Here is a 15876-nt window from a genome sequence, read left to right as displayed (position 1 = left end):
CACTAAACGTATGCGGAAAGAAACGTACTTACGACTGTCCAGGAAGGGAAGAAAAACGATGGTTATACAATTCGGACAACTGTTCAACCAGATGCTGCCTGCAATTGAAAGCAAAAAGACCGAATTTCATCTGTACGGCTATACGACAGTGACCGAAGAGGACATTTGGACATTTTGTGTCCGGAAAAAATGGCGTAAGAAAGATGTCGATACAATGGGGATGCATGAAATTGCGAATGGAATCCTTAAAATCTCACCCGCAGAATTTATGACATTTACACAAATTGAAGAACAGCGCGGCTCAAACTGGTTTTCCAATCTAAATAGAGAAGAACTTCAAACCTTACTGACACCACACAAATCGAAAGATGAGGTATGATAGATTGATACATGTCCATTTGACACATGAATGACCGTGTTTCATAATGGATGTAATGTGTTTTTGATTGTGTAGTCTTCAGCGCCAAGTTGTTGAACGGGCGCTGCAGCTATTCTCGGAGTATGTACATAGAAAAAGGCCGTACAGCTACACTCCATATTTAGAGGGGGAAATAGAATTATGAAAAGAAGTGGACGGATTATTGCGTTCTTCTTATTGATCGTTGTACTAGGCTTAACGATTGGGAAAACCGCAAATCCGATAGTGAAAGACGTGAAATTGGGTCTTGACCTTCAAGGCGGTTTTGAGGTCCTTTACCAAGTTGAACCTTTGAAAAAAGACGGTCCAAAAGTAACAGAAGAAATGGTGAAAGATACAGCGAATGCTCTTTCCAACCGGATCGACGTACTCGGGGTAAGTGAACCGAGTATCCAAATTGAATCGGGTAACCGGATTCGGGTCCAGCTTGCTGGGGTAGAGGATCAGGAATCAGCACGGGAACTCCTTTCTACACAGGCGAATCTGACTTTCAGAGATGCTGATGACAATCTTCTTCTCGACGGAAACGACTTGAAGGAAGGAAAAGCGAAAGCGAACTTTGGGGAGAATAACAATCCCGTTGTTACGCTTGAGATGAAGTCGCCGACTAAATTCGGCGAAGTGACAACACAGATTGCACAGAAAGCACCAGAAAACGTCATGGTCATCTGGCTTGATTTCATAGAAGGTGAAGACTCCTTCAGAGAGGAAATAGGCAAAGAGAAGCCGAAATTCGTTTCTGCCCCTTATGTGAAAAATCCAATCAACTCTTCTGATGTTGAAATTTCGGGTTCTTTCACTGTGGAAGAGACGAAGAATCTTGCGGGGATTTTGAATGCAGGGGCTCTACCGGTTCATCTTGAAGAGGTCTATTCCACATCTATAGGCGCACAGTTTGGTGAACAAGCCCTCAACAAAACAATCTACGCGGGAATTATCGGTATCGCACTCATTTTCATCTTCATGCTCGTGTATTACCGCTTGCCAGGTTTTGTGGCTGTTATTACATTATCGATTTATATTTTCATTATCCTGCTCGTCTTTACGCTCATTAATGGTGTACTGACGCTACCGGGTATTGCGGCACTCATGCTTGGGGTCGGAATGGCGGTAGATGCGAATATCTTGATGTATGAACGGATACGGGAAGAATTACGTGTCGGTAAATCCGTCAAAACATCATTCATGGCCGGTGCGAAATCATCATTCACTGCCATTCTTGACGCTAATATCACGACCTTACTTGCAGCGGTTGTCTTGTTCATTTTCGGGACAAGCTCAGTTAAAGGGTTCGCAACAATCCTGATCATCAGTATTCTAGCCAGCTTTTTGACAGCGGTTTGGGGATCACGAATCCTCCTTGGCCTTCTTGTCGATAGTGGGATGTTTGATGGAAAAACAGCATTGTTCGGTATTTCGAAAAAGAGGGTACATCCAGCCGAAGAAAAAGTTGAAACATTGGAACTTACAACGAAATTTGACCGTTTCGATTTCGTAGCTACGCGTAAAAAGTTCTATGTTATTTCAGCGGTATTGCTGATTAGTGGTGTCATAGTGCTCGGAATCTTCAAGCTGAACCTTGGCATCGATTTCTCGAGCGGTACGCGTGTTGAAGTGCTTGCGGACCATCCGGTGACGAAAGATGAAATATCTACTTATCTTGATGAAATAGGGCACCCGACAGATGACATCGTCATTTCCGGTGAAACGGGCAATATGGGTGTCATGCGCTACAAAGATGAGTTTAAGCAAGAAGAAGTCAATAAGTTAAAGGCGGATCTTGCTGCCGAATACGGTTCCGAACCGAATATCTCGACTGTTTCACCAACAGTCGGTGAGGAACTTGCAAAAAATGCAATATACGCGCTTATCTATGCGGCGATCGGAATAGTCATTTATGTTGCCTTCCGATTCGAGTGGCGAATGGGGGTTGCATCGATAATAGGGCTTCTCCATGATGCATTCTTCATGGTCGCGATTTTCAGTATTCTGCGTCTGGAAGTCGATATCACTTTCATTGCAGCGGTATTGACCATCGTCGGTTATTCCATTAACGATACTATTGTCACATTTGACCGGATACGGGAAAATATTAACCATCGTGGTCGGATTGACACTGAAGAAGAATTGGCGGACATCGTTAACAAGTCTTTGCGGCAGACGCTTGGGCGTTCGGTGAATACGGTTCTCACTGTTATCTTTGTCGTAGTGGCACTTATGTTGTTCGGCGCTGAATCCATTCGGACATTCTCGATTGCACTACTGATCGGATTGTTTGCAGGAACTTATTCTTCGATTTTCATCTCAGCTCAAATCTGGTTCGATTTGAAAAAACGTGAAATGAAAGAAAAAGGTGCCATTAAAGTGGAAGATACGAAGAAACAATGGGGATCAGACGAACCTGTCGTATAAAACACATAATGAAAAGTTTCAGATAATCATGGAACAGGGTATACAATCAACTGTATACCCTGTTTTTTTTATTTTTTCAAGAAAGGAGCAATGTCCTATGAAGCTTCAATGGAATTTGCTGCTAGGTCTATTATTCGCCATTATTATTGCTGTTTTTGCCGTTTTCAACGTAGATGCGGTTCCAGTTAATTATGTATTTGGGATTGCACAATGGCCACTGGTCCTCGTCATTCTTTGTTCAGCCCTTCTTGGTGCTGCAGTCAGCGGTCTTATTGCGATGTTTCTCTCGTTTCAATCAAACCGCCGTATTAAAGAGCTACAAAAAGAAATGACCAGCAAGGAGCTAACGATAGCTTCACAACAGAACGAAATCGCTGAGCTGCAAAAGTATACGGCGCTGCCTTCCAATCAAGAGGCAATCAATGAAAATAAAATTGTGTAATTAGAAAAAGATTCTCTTGGGAGTATTGCCAAGAGAATTTTTTGTGAAGTTTTCTCATATAAGTTTAAACGAAGATATCCTTAGGAAAAACCAGGCTACTGAAAAAGCCCGCTGATAGAGACTGGCCATGGAATTCCCATAATAAACGCTTCGAGATGCCTCCCGCCATAAGCCAGACAACTTCGTCGTCAGTCTTATGACTTCGGCTACCCCAGTAAGGCGCATACGCTAGTTTCCCCTTAATATACCGAATTCATCTATAAAGGTTATACAGAAAACAGGCGGGATTTTACTTCCATCAGATTTACTCACCAACTTTAATGATGTAGGTTTTTCAGTGACCTCCGGTTACCATAGAAAAGATGCCTTTGCTGGTTATTCCTCGTTATAGTGATAATAACTACTCATCATTATAGAGTTTTGAGATTAAAAGCTGACCTTCCCTCGATGATACTGAGGAAACGCTCGCCTTTTTGTAGGCAAAGCTCAAAAGTGGTAGCAAGCGGAGGCGCCTTAAAAGGAGTAGCCGGAGCGTCTAGGATGGGCAAACCTTAATCCTGACAATAATAGTGTACTTTCTCAATAACCTTCAATTCTGGATATGAAAAGTCTTTTCTTTTAGAGTCGAAGCTCATCCGCTATAATGAACATGAGGATGTGAAGGAATTTGATCGAATCAATGAAAAGATGGAAAGTGGAACGCCCGGACGAACAACTGGTAGCCTCACTGACGAAGGACCTCGGCATTTCATCCGTCCAGGCAAAAATACTTGCTTCAAGGGGAATAATCGATTCCGAAGAAGCAAAAGCATTTTTACATATGGATTCATCCAGTATGCATGACCCCTTTTTACTATATGATATGGATAAAGCGGTGTCGCTTATAAAAAAAGCAATTGCTACCGATAAAAAAATAGCTGTGTATGGGGACTACGATGCGGACGGAGTTACTAGTGTGTCCGTTCTGACAACCGCATTGGAGCGTTTAGGCGCAGATGTATTCTTTTCTATCCCTGATCGCTTTGAGCATGGTTATGGGCCGAATAAAGAACTTTTTTTGGACCTTTATGAAATAGGGGCTTCGCTTATTATTACTGTCGATAACGGCATCTCTGGCATCGATGAAATAGCGTATGCGAAATCCCTCGGTATGGATGTCATCATTACAGATCACCATGAAATTGGTGAAGAAATGCCTCCTGCAGATGCCATTATTCATCCGCGTCATCCGCAAGGGGCTTACCCGTTCGGAGAACTTGCCGGTGTCGGTGTGGCGTTTAAACTTGCGTGCGCGTTACTCGGAGAAGTCTTGGAAGAGTTGTTTGAACTGGTTGCAATTGGTACGGTGGCGGATTTAGTTCCACTGCGCGGCGAAAACAGATATTTAGTCAAAGAGGGCATCAGGCGGATGCGAGTGACGAAGCGACCAGCGATTCAGGCGCTGACACGAGTTGCTGGCACTGAGCAAGCGACACTTACAGAGGAGTCAATTGGTTTTATGATTGGCCCCCGACTGAACGCGGCAGGACGTCTGGGCGACGCTTCGCCAGCAGTGGAATTGTTGAAGACGGAAGATACAGCGATTGCCGCGGCATTGGCAAAAGAACTTGATGCGTTGAATAAAGAGCGGCAAGCGATTGTTTCTGAAATTACCAAAGAGGCGGAAGAAATGATTGCGCAAATGTACGGAGATACTGTCCCGCTTGTCTTCGTCATTGGCGGAGAAGGTTGGAATGCCGGCGTTGTCGGTATTGTCGCCTCGCGATTGACCGAGAAATATTATAGGCCTGCAATCGTGTTGTCAATTGACATGGAAACAGGAATTGCAAAAGGTTCCGCGAGAAGTATAGATGGTTTTGATATGTTTGTGGAACTTTCGAAAAACGCCCACATACTCCCGCATTTTGGGGGTCATCAAATGGCGGCCGGCATGTCGCTTGCGATTACCGATGTTGTAACGCTGCGTGAAAATCTTAATCAACAGGCCGAGCAGGTACTGACACAGGAAACATTAACACCGGAAGTGCATATCGATGTACCGCTATCAATTAGTGAAATTGATGTTGCCGTTCTTGAATCGTTGGAACTGCTCCGTCCGTTTGGAATGGCATTTGAAAAACCTGTCTATATGCTTGAAAATCTGACAGCCAAAACTGTGCGGAAAATCGGTGCGGCAAAGAACCATATGAAGCTCGAATTAGCGGAAGGGAATTTATCACTTGACGCTATCGGATTCGGACTGGGTCATATCGCCGATCAGCTGACGCCTGGAGTGGAATTATCGGTTACGGGTGACTTGCAGGTGAATGAATGGAACGGAAATAAGAAGCCCCAGCTACTGATCGGGGATATCAAATCCGATGAATGGCAGTTATTCGACCTTCGTGGTGTACGCGAAGCGGCAAGGTGGCTACCGTCGATTCCACCTCAAAATACATTGTTTGTCGCATTCCATGAACAGACAGTGGCACATTTTCAATCATCCATGAAAGGGATTGCGATTTCGCTTTTCGGCCAAGGAACAGTAGCGAATCTGGATAATCTCGTCCTATTGGATATCCCGGATGAAGAACGTCAACTTGAAGAACTGATTGCATCCGTCAATCCGGATCGTATCTATGCGCATTTCCATACAATGGAATCTAGATATTTTGATGGTCTTCCCGGACGTGATCAATTCGGCTGGTATTACAGTTTCTTGAAAAAACGCGGAGGATTCGACATTGTAAATAACGGGGAACAGCTCACAAAACATAAAGCGTGGAAAAAAGATACGGTTTATTTCATGTCAAAGGTGTTTTCCGAGCTTGGATTTGTTAAGATTAAGGATGGTTTTGTTTCCGTCATGGAGACGGTAGGTAAAAAGGATTTGACTGAAGCGCCATCTTACAAAGAACGTGAGCGTCAGATTGAGCTAGAAAAAAGACTGCTATACGCGCCTTATATAGAATTGAAACAATGGTTCGATACAGTGCGAAATGGAATTGTCGACAGGGAGGAACAATAATGGATTTGAAAGATTATGTAACGATTGTACCGGATTATCCGAAAAAGGGTATCAGCTTTAAGGATATTTCTACAATCATGGATAATGGGAAAGCTTATAAGTTCGCAACGGATGAAATCGTCAAGTTCGCGAAGGAAGTTGGTACTGATATCATCGTAGGTCCTGAAGCACGGGGATTCATCATCGGCTGCCCGGTTGCTTATGCGCTTGAAGTTGGATTTGCTCCTGTACGTAAACCAGGAAAGCTGCCTAGGGAAACGATAGAGGTCGAATATGACCTTGAATATGGCAAAGATACATTAACAATTCACAAAGATGCCATAAAACCCGGTCAGCGCGTTTTGATTGTAGATGATCTACTTGCGACGGGCGGAACGGTCGGTGCGACGGTGGAGCTCGTAGAAAAACTTGGCGGAATCGTTGCAGGATGCGCTTTTATCATCGAGCTGTCGTATTTAAACGGCCGTGAAAAGTTACAAGATTACGACATGCGTTCATTAATCACATACTGAAAAATGGTCCTCCGCATTAAAGTGGAGGATTTTTCTATATTTTTATTACATCGCAACACTTTACATATGCATGAGTTTATACATACAATAGGAATACTATCGTTTTTGCGGATAAGGTCGGAAGGGGTAATAGTATGGCGAAAAATCGTGACATGACGGCGGAAGAAATATTCACACTCGTCGCCTCCTATATGAATGAAGAACACGTTGCGTTCGTCAAAAAGGCATATGAAGCGGCGAAAACTGCACACGAGGGGCAACACAGGAGTTCAGGCGAGGCATATATCATCCATCCTGTCCAAGTTGCAGGGATTCTAGCCGAATTACAAATGGACCCTTCGACAGTTGCAGCCGGATTTCTCCATGATGTGGTGGAAGATACGGAGATCAGCAGGGAAGACATCATCCGTGTTTTCGGCGAAGAAGTGGCAATGCTTGTCGACGGAGTGACGAAACTCGAAAAATTAAAATATAAATCCAAAGAAGAAAAACAGGCGGAAAACCACCGGAAAATGTTCGTTGCGATGGCACAGGACATCCGTGTCATTCTTATCAAGCTGGCGGACCGCCTTCACAATATGCGAACGTTGAAACACGTTCCGGAAGAAAAACAGCGACGGGTTGCGGCCGAGACCTTGGAAATATTCGCACCGCTGGCACATCGGCTTGGTATTTCAGCCATTAAATGGGAACTGGAAGATACAGCACTGCGTTATTTGAACCCACAGCAATATTACAGGATCGTCAATATGATGAAACGTAAACGCGTCGAACGGGAAAATTACTTAGCAAACGTCATGGATCAGATCAAGAGGGAAATCGGAGAGATGGAAATCGGCGCTGACCTTTCAGGCCGTCCGAAACACCTTTACTCGATATATCGGAAGATGGTCGTTCAGAAGAAAGAATTCAATGAAATCTATGACCTTCTGGCAGTAAGAATCCTTGTTTCAAGTATTAAAGATTGCTACGCGGTACTAGGGATCATCCACACACTTTGGAAACCGATGCCCGGACGTTTCAAGGATTACATCGCAATGCCGAAACAAAATCTATATCAATCGCTGCACACGACTGTTGTAGGACCAGCCGGAGACCCGCTCGAGGTACAAATCCGAACGGAAGAAATGCATAAAATTGCCGAATTCGGAGTTGCGGCACACTGGGCGTATAAAGAAGGGAAATCGCTGACTGATCATCCAAGTGATATTGACTCGAAATTGACTTGGTTTAGGGAGATACTCGAATTCCAGAACGAATCTTCCAATGCTGAAGAATTCATGGAATCACTGAAATTCGATCTGTTCTCAGATATGGTTTATGTATTTACTCCGGATGGCGATGTAATTGAACTGCCTGCAAGTTCGGTCCCGATAGATTTTGCTTACCGTGTCCATTCCGAAATCGGGAATCGGACAATCGGTGCAAAAGTGAATGGTAAAATGGTCCCGCTGGATGCAGAATTATTTACAGGCGATATTATTGAAATCTTAACATCGAAACAATCGTACGGACCGAGTCGTGACTGGCTGAAAATCGCCAACACTTCTCAAGCGAAAAATAAAATCCGGCAATTTTTCAAGAAACAGCTTCGGGAAGAGAATATCCTGAAAGGCCGGGAAATGATAGAAAGAGAAATAAAAGCGCAAGAGTACGACTTGAAAGAAGTGCTCACGCAAGAGAACATAAAGCGCACAATCGATAAATTCAGCTTCACCTCCGAAGAGGACATGTATGGGGCAGTCGGATTCAATGGTATAACAGCTCAGCAAGTCGTGAATCGGTTGGCGGAAAAATTACGGAAAGTACGTGAACAACAGGATACGATTGATAAAATCGTGTCGGATATGAAATCTCCACAACCAGAAAAAATGACTGAATCCGGTGTTATCGTCAAAGGCATCGACAATCTGCTTATCAGGCTGTCGAAGTGTTGTAATCCAGTACCAGGCGATGAGATTGTGGGGTTCATCACGAAAGGGCGCGGAGTATCCGTCCATCATGCAGACTGCCCGAATATTATGGTTGAAGATGATGAAAATGATCGGATTATCGATGTTGAATGGGCAACTGGGCCTTCCAGTGCGCGGAAAGAGTTCCTAATCGACATCGAAGTGTCGGCATTCGATCGACAAGGTTTGTTGAATGAAGTGATGATGGCTGTCGCAGATACGAAAACGCCGATGGTTGCGGTAAGTGGCAAAGCGGATCGTGATAAAATCGCACGTATTCATATGACGATTAAAATTACAGATATTTCACATTTGCAGCGAATCATCGATCGGATCAAGCAAATCCGAGATATTTATTCTGTGCAACGTGTCATCAATTGATTGGAAGGTGTAATAGGTGAGAGTCGTGCTACAAAGATCAGGTCCCGCTGCTGTCCGAGTTGATGGTGAGGTAACGGGTACGATTGAAAAGGGCTATGTCCTTCTTGTTGGTATCACCCACTCGGATACTGAAGAAGACGCAGCTTATCTGGCGAAAAAAATAGCCGGCCTCCGTTTGTGGGAAGACGCCGAAGGGAAAATGAATCATTCCATCCTCGAGACTGGTGGAGATATTCTTTCAGTATCCCAATTCACTCTATTCGGAGATGTGAAAAAAGGGCGTCGTCCAAGTTTCATCGAGGCGGCGCGACCTGAACAGGCGGAACCTCTTTGGAAATACTTCAACCATCGATTGGAAGAAGAAGGTTTGGCAGTTCAGACAGGCATTTTCGGCGCAATGATGGATGTCGAGCTTATTAATGACGGACCGGTGACAATTATACTAGAGTCGAAATAACATAGGAAAGGACCTTCCCCACAGCGGGGAAGGTCCTTTTAAGTGCGTAATACAATTTCCTTTAATTTTCATTCGAATTAAAATAATCGAGTAGTCCTTTGTAGATGCCTTGTGTTGCCCGTTCACGGAACATCCCGTTTGTAACTGTCCGCTCTTCTGCGGTATTCGATAGGAAACCAAGTTCAATCAAAATAGCATTACGTCTATTTTCACGCAGGACTAGGAAATCCCCTGGCTGTGATCCGCGGTTGCGCAGATTAACTGATGACGCGAGCCCGTCGTTAACCGCAGAGGCAAGTGCCTGCTGATAGGGATGTGTATAATACGTCGTGAAACCGTTCACGCTTGAATCGGGATTAGCATCGTAATGAAGACTGATGAAGGCATCCGCGTCATACTGGTTGCTGACAGCGACCCGTTTTCTTAGCGATACATACGTATCTGTTTCCCGGGTCGCTACAACATTTGCACCAGCTGCTTTCAATTTAGCTGCTAGGAGTTCGGAAGTAAGAATCGTAATATCTTTTTCGTCTGTTCCTCGAGTCCCTGTTGTCCCGCGATCATTCCCACCATGCCCCGGGTCAATGACGATGGTAAGTCCTTTTAAGGTGCCTGGAACACGGGCTTTCGTTTCTTTCATGACAGGCTCTGTCGTGAAAGATTCATCGTCCGTTGAAACAACCCATTGTGCAACGAAAGCGGATTTACCAGTCGGCAATGCAATTTCATACCAGTCTCCATCCATTTTGCTAATAGGAAACTTTTCGCCTGCATCTGCCCGAGTAGCGATTTGTGAAGATGTCGTCGCCGCTTCACGGATATTCGTGCCGTTTGAAAGGATGGTCACCATTCCAAGATCCGATTTTTCAGAAGACTGTTTGACATTTGATGAGAACGTACCATGGAAAGAATAGATCCAACCCTGTTTTTTATCATCCAATAAAATCCGGACCCAGTTGCCGTCGACTTCCTTCACGGGGAATGACTCACCTTCATGAATGAGCCCTACGCGTTTCGAGGATAGGTCGGCATTCTTTCTGACATTGAGGGCGTCAACCGAAACGGTGAATAGCTCGGGTGTCGGGGCTTGTTCGGTAGGTACAGCCGCCGTCGTTTGACCCGTTAACTCTGTAATATAGTCTGTATGAACCCAGCCGTTTATGCCATTGAAAGTGACGGAAGCCCATTCTCCATCCTGTCCTGTCATTACCGCCTCATCCCCGGCGGCAAGCCGTCCTAATACCGCAGAACCGATGGAAGGGCTAGACCTCATATTCAGCTGATCGACACGGGAAACGACTGAAATACTTGTCCCATTCGATTGGTTTTCTGAAACGGTCAGCCAGGAGGCGATCCATCCCGAGTTGTTGCCGTTCCGGATTTCGTACCAATCCCCCGAAGTGGAAATAATATCAACCCGTTCACCTTTTTTCAGCGAACTAGTTATAGGGTATGTAAGCCCGGGCCCTGATCGGACATGAAGAGATTTGGCATCTACTATGATTGATTTCGAATCCGCATAAACCGTTTGATTATCATGGAATGCGCTGAATAAAAATATGAATGCAATCATCCATTTGCTCATTTTAGACAAATTATCATCCTCCCCTGTAATCCATTGTAGAAGTTTTCAGTCCAAAAAACTACAATTAATCGAAAAAGGTTGACACTATGACGCAGAATCATTAAGATGATGGTTAATTAACAATTTATATCGCTTTTTAAGTTAAGAATAGACTTATGCTGAAGACATGGAAAGTAATTGTGTAACCGACTGACAAGAGAGGGGCGGACGTGGCTGAAATCCACCCTACAGAGGTTTACAATGAATAACACCATCGAGGCTCTGTGCTGAACGAATTCCATTCAGTAGGTACAGACGGAACCGGCCGTTATCCGGTTGTAGAGTGGGCGCGGATTTTTGCGTCAATTTGGGTGGAACCGCGGAAGCTATAAAGGCTCTCGTCCCTTGCATAGGCAAGGGATGGGGGCCTTTTTTTAGTGTCTACTTAATCATAGGAAGGGGAATTCACATGAATTTTAAAGTGCCAAGAGGAACCCAGGATATTTTGCCTTCTGAAACATGGAAATGGCAGCAAGCGGAAAAAATCATCAATGAAGTGTGTGATGTCTACCGCTATAAAGAAATTCGTACACCGATATTCGAACAAACGGAACTGTTCCAGCGTTTGGTGGGGGAAACGACGGATGTCGTTCAAAAAGAAATGTACACATTTATGGACAAAGGCGAACGTTCAATGACGCTGCGTCCAGAAGGGACTGCACCAGTCGTCCGCTCATTCGTGGAGAACAAAATGTTCGGATATCCGGATCAGCCGGTAAAGCTTTTCTATACGGGTCCGATGTTCCGTTATGAGCGTCAGCAGGCAGGGCGTTATCGTCAGTTCGTTCAGTTCGGAGCAGAAGCAATCGGCAGTGCAGATCCCGCCATTGATGCAGAAGTGATTGCTCTGGCACTTGACGTCTATAAACGCGTTGGACTGACAAAATTGAAACTAGTCATCAATTCCCTTGGCGATATAGAATGCAGAACCTCTCACAAGGAAGCACTTATAGCACATTTCAGTCCGCATATTGGAGAATTCTGTAATGATTGCCAGTCAAGGTTGGAAAAGAATCCATTGCGTATTTTGGATTGTAAAGTCGACAGCGGCAATCCGCTCATCGCGTCTGCACCATCTTTGGCAGATTATTTGAATGAAGCGTCTGCACAATACTTCGAGGATGTAAAAAGCTATCTTGACGACGCTGGAATTGTGTATGAAGTCGATGCAAATCTTGTGCGCGGACTTGATTACTATAACCACACTGCATTTGAGATTATGAGTACATCGGAAGGGTTCGGCGCGATAACGACTTTATGCGGCGGGGGTAGATACAATGGCCTTGCCGAGGAAATCGGAGGGCCTTCTGCGCCGGGTATCGGCTTTGCGATGAGCATCGAGCGATTGCTTCTTGCTATGGCTGCCGAAGGGAAATCGTTTGACGCCGAGCCGGCACTTGACGTTTATATCGTCACACTTGGCGAAACGGCACGTCGTCCGGGCTTTAAGCTGTTAGGAGCACTTCGCGAAGCGGGCATCCGGTCGGATATGGATTATATGGATCGGAAAATGAAAGCGCAGATGAAATCGGCTGACAGGCTCAACTCGCGGACTGTTGTTCTCATCGGTGAAGATGAAGTGGCGGAAGGCGTAGCTATATTGAAAAAAATGGCGGACGGGGCACAAGAGAAAGTGCCTTTCGGTGAACTGGTTCAAAAAATTAAAGAAACATTGATTGGATAAAGAGAGGCGGATGAAAGTGATGCAACGTACACATTATTGCGGTGATTTAACAGAAGAGGTAATCGGACAAACGGTTACGTTACAAGGGTGGGTTCAAAAGCGGAGGGACCTTGGCGGACTTATTTTCGTTGATATCCGGGATCGTTCAGGATTAGTTCAAACAGTATTCAATCCGGATTTTTCGAAGGAAGCAATTGAAATTGCAGACAAACTGCGCAATGAATTCGTAGTGGAACTTACGGGAAAAGTCATTGAACGACAAGAAAAAACAAAAAACCCCAACCTGAAAACAGGATCGATTGAAATTCAAGTTGAGGAATTGGTGATTGTAAATGAGGCGAAAAATCCGCCTTTCATGATTGAAGATGATACGGATGTAAGCGAGGAGCTCAGATTGAAATACAGGTACCTCGATTTACGCCGTCCACAACTTGCAAAGACTTTCAAAATGCGCTCGGACATTACGAAAACAGTCCGTAACTTCCTTGACGACGAAGGATTCTTTGAAGTGGAGACGCCGATTTTGACGAAGTCCACACCGGAAGGCGCACGGGATTATCTCGTACCTAGCCGGGTGCACGAAGGGGAGTTCTATGCACTTCCGCAATCACCGCAGCTGTTCAAACAGATGCTGATGGTATCCGGGTTCGACCGCTATTACCAGATTGCCCGCTGTTTCCGTGATGAAGATCTCCGTGCCGACCGCCAGCCCGAGTTCACTCAAATTGATATGGAAATGAGTTTCATGTCAATTGAGGACATCATTGGGTTGAATGAACGGTTAATGCAAAAGGTGATGAAGAACGTCAAAGGCATCGATGTACAAGTTCCATTCAATCGTATCCCTTATGATGAAGCGATGGCACGTTTCGGTTCTGATAAGCCGGATACAAGATTTGCAATGGAGCTGACAGATGTATCGGAAGTCGTGAAAGATTCATCATTCAAAGTGTTTACTGGAGCAATTGAGGCTGGGGGGCAAGTTAAACTCATCAACGTAAAAGGAGTAGCTGACAACTATTCTCGCAAAGACATCGATGCACTTGGGGAGTTTGCGGCAGTCTACGGCGCAAAAGGACTTGCATGGTTGAAAGTCGATGAAGAAGGTTTGAAAGGTCCGATAGCGAAGTTTTTCGAAGGGGAAGCGGCCGATGTACTGAAATCGGCAGCGGATGCTGAAGCGGGCGACCTATTGTTGTTCGTAGCGGACAAAAAGAAAGTTGTTGCAGATGCACTGGGAGCTCTTCGATCCAAGCTCGCGAAAGATCACGGCTTAATCGACGAATCAAAATTCAATTTCCTGTGGGTGACAGAATGGCCACTATTCGAATATAGCGAAGAAGACGGCCGCTATTATGCAGCACATCATCCATTTACAATGCCTTCTGACGTAGAAGAACTAGTTTCAAGTCCAGAAACAGTAAAAGCGCAAGCGTATGACCTCGTTTTAAATGGTTATGAACTTGGCGGCGGATCGCTGCGGATTTACAAACGGGATGTTCAGGAGAAAATGTTCGAAGCTTTAGGCTTCAGTAATGAGCAGGCGAATGAACAATTTGGATTCCTTCTTGAAGCGTTCGATTATGGAACACCTCCGCATGGGGGCATCGCCTTCGGATTAGACCGAATCGTCATGTTGCTATCGGGCTCAACGAATTTGCGCGATACGATCGCATTCCCGAAAACAGCAAGTGCCAGCTGCTTGTTAACCTCGGCACCTGATCGGGTGGATGATGCGCAACTTGCAGAACTCGGTATTAAAATCATGTCAGCAAACAAGAAGTAATCAGTCATATCGGAAAAATTTGAAAGTATTCCGTTAAAATCGTTGAACTGATTAAATGGATATGGTATTATACTAGTAATACGAATCCTGAAGTGTTCGTTATTTGCCAATCAGTTTTGACCGAACATTTTTTCGTCGGGAGTCCGCATTTCGATTCGGATGACATGCCCTTCATCGGGACCTCAAATGAATCGGATAGGACACCCACCTGCTGAGTGCGGGTTCAAAGCGATACTACAAAGACGGCACATTCGGGATTCGTTTATTACATGAACATACACCCCTCTGACTTACGTGCGGAGGGGTTTTATATTGGGGAAAATTAAAATCTTATTATGTGGAAGGGCGGAGTTTTTCTTGTTACATCAATTTTCACGGAATGAATTAGCCATCGGTACAGAAGGTGTAAGGCGTATGCGGGATATGACTGTTGCGATACTTGGCGTAGGGGGAGTCGGTTCTTTTGCGGCGGAAGCTTGTGCCAGGAGTGGGATCGGTCGTATTATCCTTGTTGATAAAGATGATATTGATATAACGAATATCAATCGTCAGCTTATCGCTAATTTGTCGACGGTCGGCCGTTCTAAAGCGGAAGTGATGAAAGAGCGCATTGCTGATATAAACGAAGAATGTGAAGTCATTTCGCTCCATATGTTTTATACGGAAGAAACGGCTGAAGAGTTTTTCAGCTACAAACCCGATTATGTTATCGATGCATCTGATACAATCAGTTTTAAGATTCATTTGATAAAAGAATGCATTGCACGGAACGTTAAAATCATTTCAAGCATGGGCGCTGCCAATAAGATGGATCCGACCCGGTTTCAAATTGCGGATATTTCAAAGACACATACGGATCCGGTTGCGAAGGTGATCCGTCTCAGACTGCGAAAAGAAGGCATCAACAAAGGCGTGCCGGTCGTTTTTTCCGATGAAAGCCCGATTGTCATCAGGGAAGATGTCGTCGATACTGTTGGTAAGCCCGATGCGCAAATTAGGAAAGCCAAAATGCCGCCTGCATCAAACGCATTCGTTCCATCTGTTGCAGGACTTGTATGCGCAAGCTGGGTAATGAATGATATCGTTGCGGACATACCTATTCGGCGTGTAAAAGATAAAATATAATTATAATAACCGCGTGAGTGCCTAACTTCATGCGGTTCCTTTTTGGTTGTAACCAAAATAATAGTAGGGTTATAAT

At 44.8% G+C, this 15876-nt stretch carries 11 protein-coding genes, 1 other RNA gene and 1 other annotated feature; of the genes, 11 read left to right on the top strand and 1 reads right to left on the bottom strand.

All coding sequences use genetic code 11. The features are described 5' to 3' along the window. Window positions 1-58: 58 nt before the first annotated feature. The 7 genes from HDC33_RS08710 (at window position 59) to dtd (ending at window position 9581) form a co-directional block, all read left to right on the top strand. Window positions 59-379: a post-transcriptional regulator gene (locus HDC33_RS08710; RefSeq protein WP_179392060.1), complete on the top strand. Its 321-nt coding sequence runs from the start codon at window positions 59-61 to the stop codon at window positions 377-379. Between the two features lie 180 nt (window positions 380-559). After that, complete coding sequence (gene secDF / locus HDC33_RS08705) at window positions 560-2830, top strand: protein translocase subunit SecDF (RefSeq protein ID WP_179392059.1); 2271 nt, start codon at window positions 560-562, stop codon at window positions 2828-2830. A 97-nt stretch (window positions 2831-2927) separates the two neighbouring features. Beyond that, the gene (locus HDC33_RS08700; protein ID WP_179392058.1) at window positions 2928-3272 is read left to right on the top strand and encodes a LapA family protein; all 345 of its coding nucleotides are present in this window, start codon (window positions 2928-2930) and stop codon (window positions 3270-3272) included. A gap of 667 nt (window positions 3273-3939) precedes the next feature. Beyond that, entirely contained in the window at window positions 3940-6279 is a 2340-nt protein-coding gene (recJ, locus tag HDC33_RS08695; RefSeq protein WP_179392057.1) for a single-stranded-DNA-specific exonuclease RecJ, read from the top strand. Further along, window positions 6279-6791 (top strand): adenine phosphoribosyltransferase, encoded by a 513-nt coding sequence (locus tag HDC33_RS08690; protein ID WP_179392056.1) that lies wholly within the window; start codon window positions 6279-6281, stop codon window positions 6789-6791. Before recJ ends, HDC33_RS08690 begins: the two co-directional genes overlap by 1 nt. A gap of 134 nt (window positions 6792-6925) precedes the next feature. Further along, window positions 6926-9124 carry a RelA/SpoT family protein gene (locus tag HDC33_RS08685; RefSeq protein WP_179392055.1) on the top strand — a complete coding sequence of 733 codons (2199 nt, stop codon included), beginning with the start codon at window positions 6926-6928 and terminating at the stop codon, window positions 9122-9124. A 16-nt stretch (window positions 9125-9140) separates the two neighbouring features. Continuing rightward, window positions 9141-9581: a D-aminoacyl-tRNA deacylase gene (dtd, locus tag HDC33_RS08680; RefSeq protein WP_179392054.1), complete on the top strand. Its 441-nt coding sequence runs from the start codon at window positions 9141-9143 to the stop codon at window positions 9579-9581. A gap of 61 nt (window positions 9582-9642) precedes the next feature. On the opposite strand, the gene HDC33_RS08675 is transcribed toward dtd, so the two are convergent. Then, on the bottom strand, window positions 9643-11166 hold the full coding sequence (locus HDC33_RS08675) for an N-acetylmuramoyl-L-alanine amidase family protein (protein WP_255457381.1): 1524 nt from the start codon (window positions 11164-11166) through the stop codon (window positions 9643-9645). Between the two features lie 152 nt (window positions 11167-11318). Further along, window positions 11319-11554, top strand: a binding site (T-box leader). Between the two features lie 60 nt (window positions 11555-11614). On the opposite strand from HDC33_RS08675, the gene hisS reads away from it, so the two are divergent. The 4 genes from hisS to HDC33_RS08655 all read left to right on the top strand — a co-directional run bounded on the left by hisS (window position 11615) and on the right by HDC33_RS08655 (window position 15800). After that, complete coding sequence (hisS, locus tag HDC33_RS08670) at window positions 11615-12889, top strand: histidine--tRNA ligase (RefSeq protein ID WP_179392052.1); 1275 nt, start codon at window positions 11615-11617, stop codon at window positions 12887-12889. A gap of 19 nt (window positions 12890-12908) precedes the next feature. After that, window positions 12909-14675: an aspartate--tRNA ligase gene (aspS, locus tag HDC33_RS08665; RefSeq protein WP_218843184.1), complete on the top strand. Its 1767-nt coding sequence runs from the start codon at window positions 12909-12911 to the stop codon at window positions 14673-14675. An 81-nt stretch (window positions 14676-14756) separates the two neighbouring features. Then, window positions 14757-14937: non-coding RNA, 6S RNA (gene ssrS / locus HDC33_RS08660), on the top strand. A 95-nt stretch (window positions 14938-15032) separates the two neighbouring features. Continuing rightward, window positions 15033-15800 carry a tRNA threonylcarbamoyladenosine dehydratase gene (locus HDC33_RS08655; protein ID WP_179392696.1) on the top strand — a complete coding sequence of 256 codons (768 nt, stop codon included), beginning with the start codon at window positions 15033-15035 and terminating at the stop codon, window positions 15798-15800. Window positions 15801-15876: the final 76 nt, after the last annotated feature.

Source organism: Sporosarcina sp. JAI121, from assembly GCF_013408665.1.
GTDB lineage: Bacteria > Bacillota > Bacilli > Bacillales_A > Planococcaceae > Sporosarcina.
The sequence above is the reverse complement of the archived record's forward strand: the minus strand, read 5'-3'. Positions and strand labels throughout refer to the sequence as shown.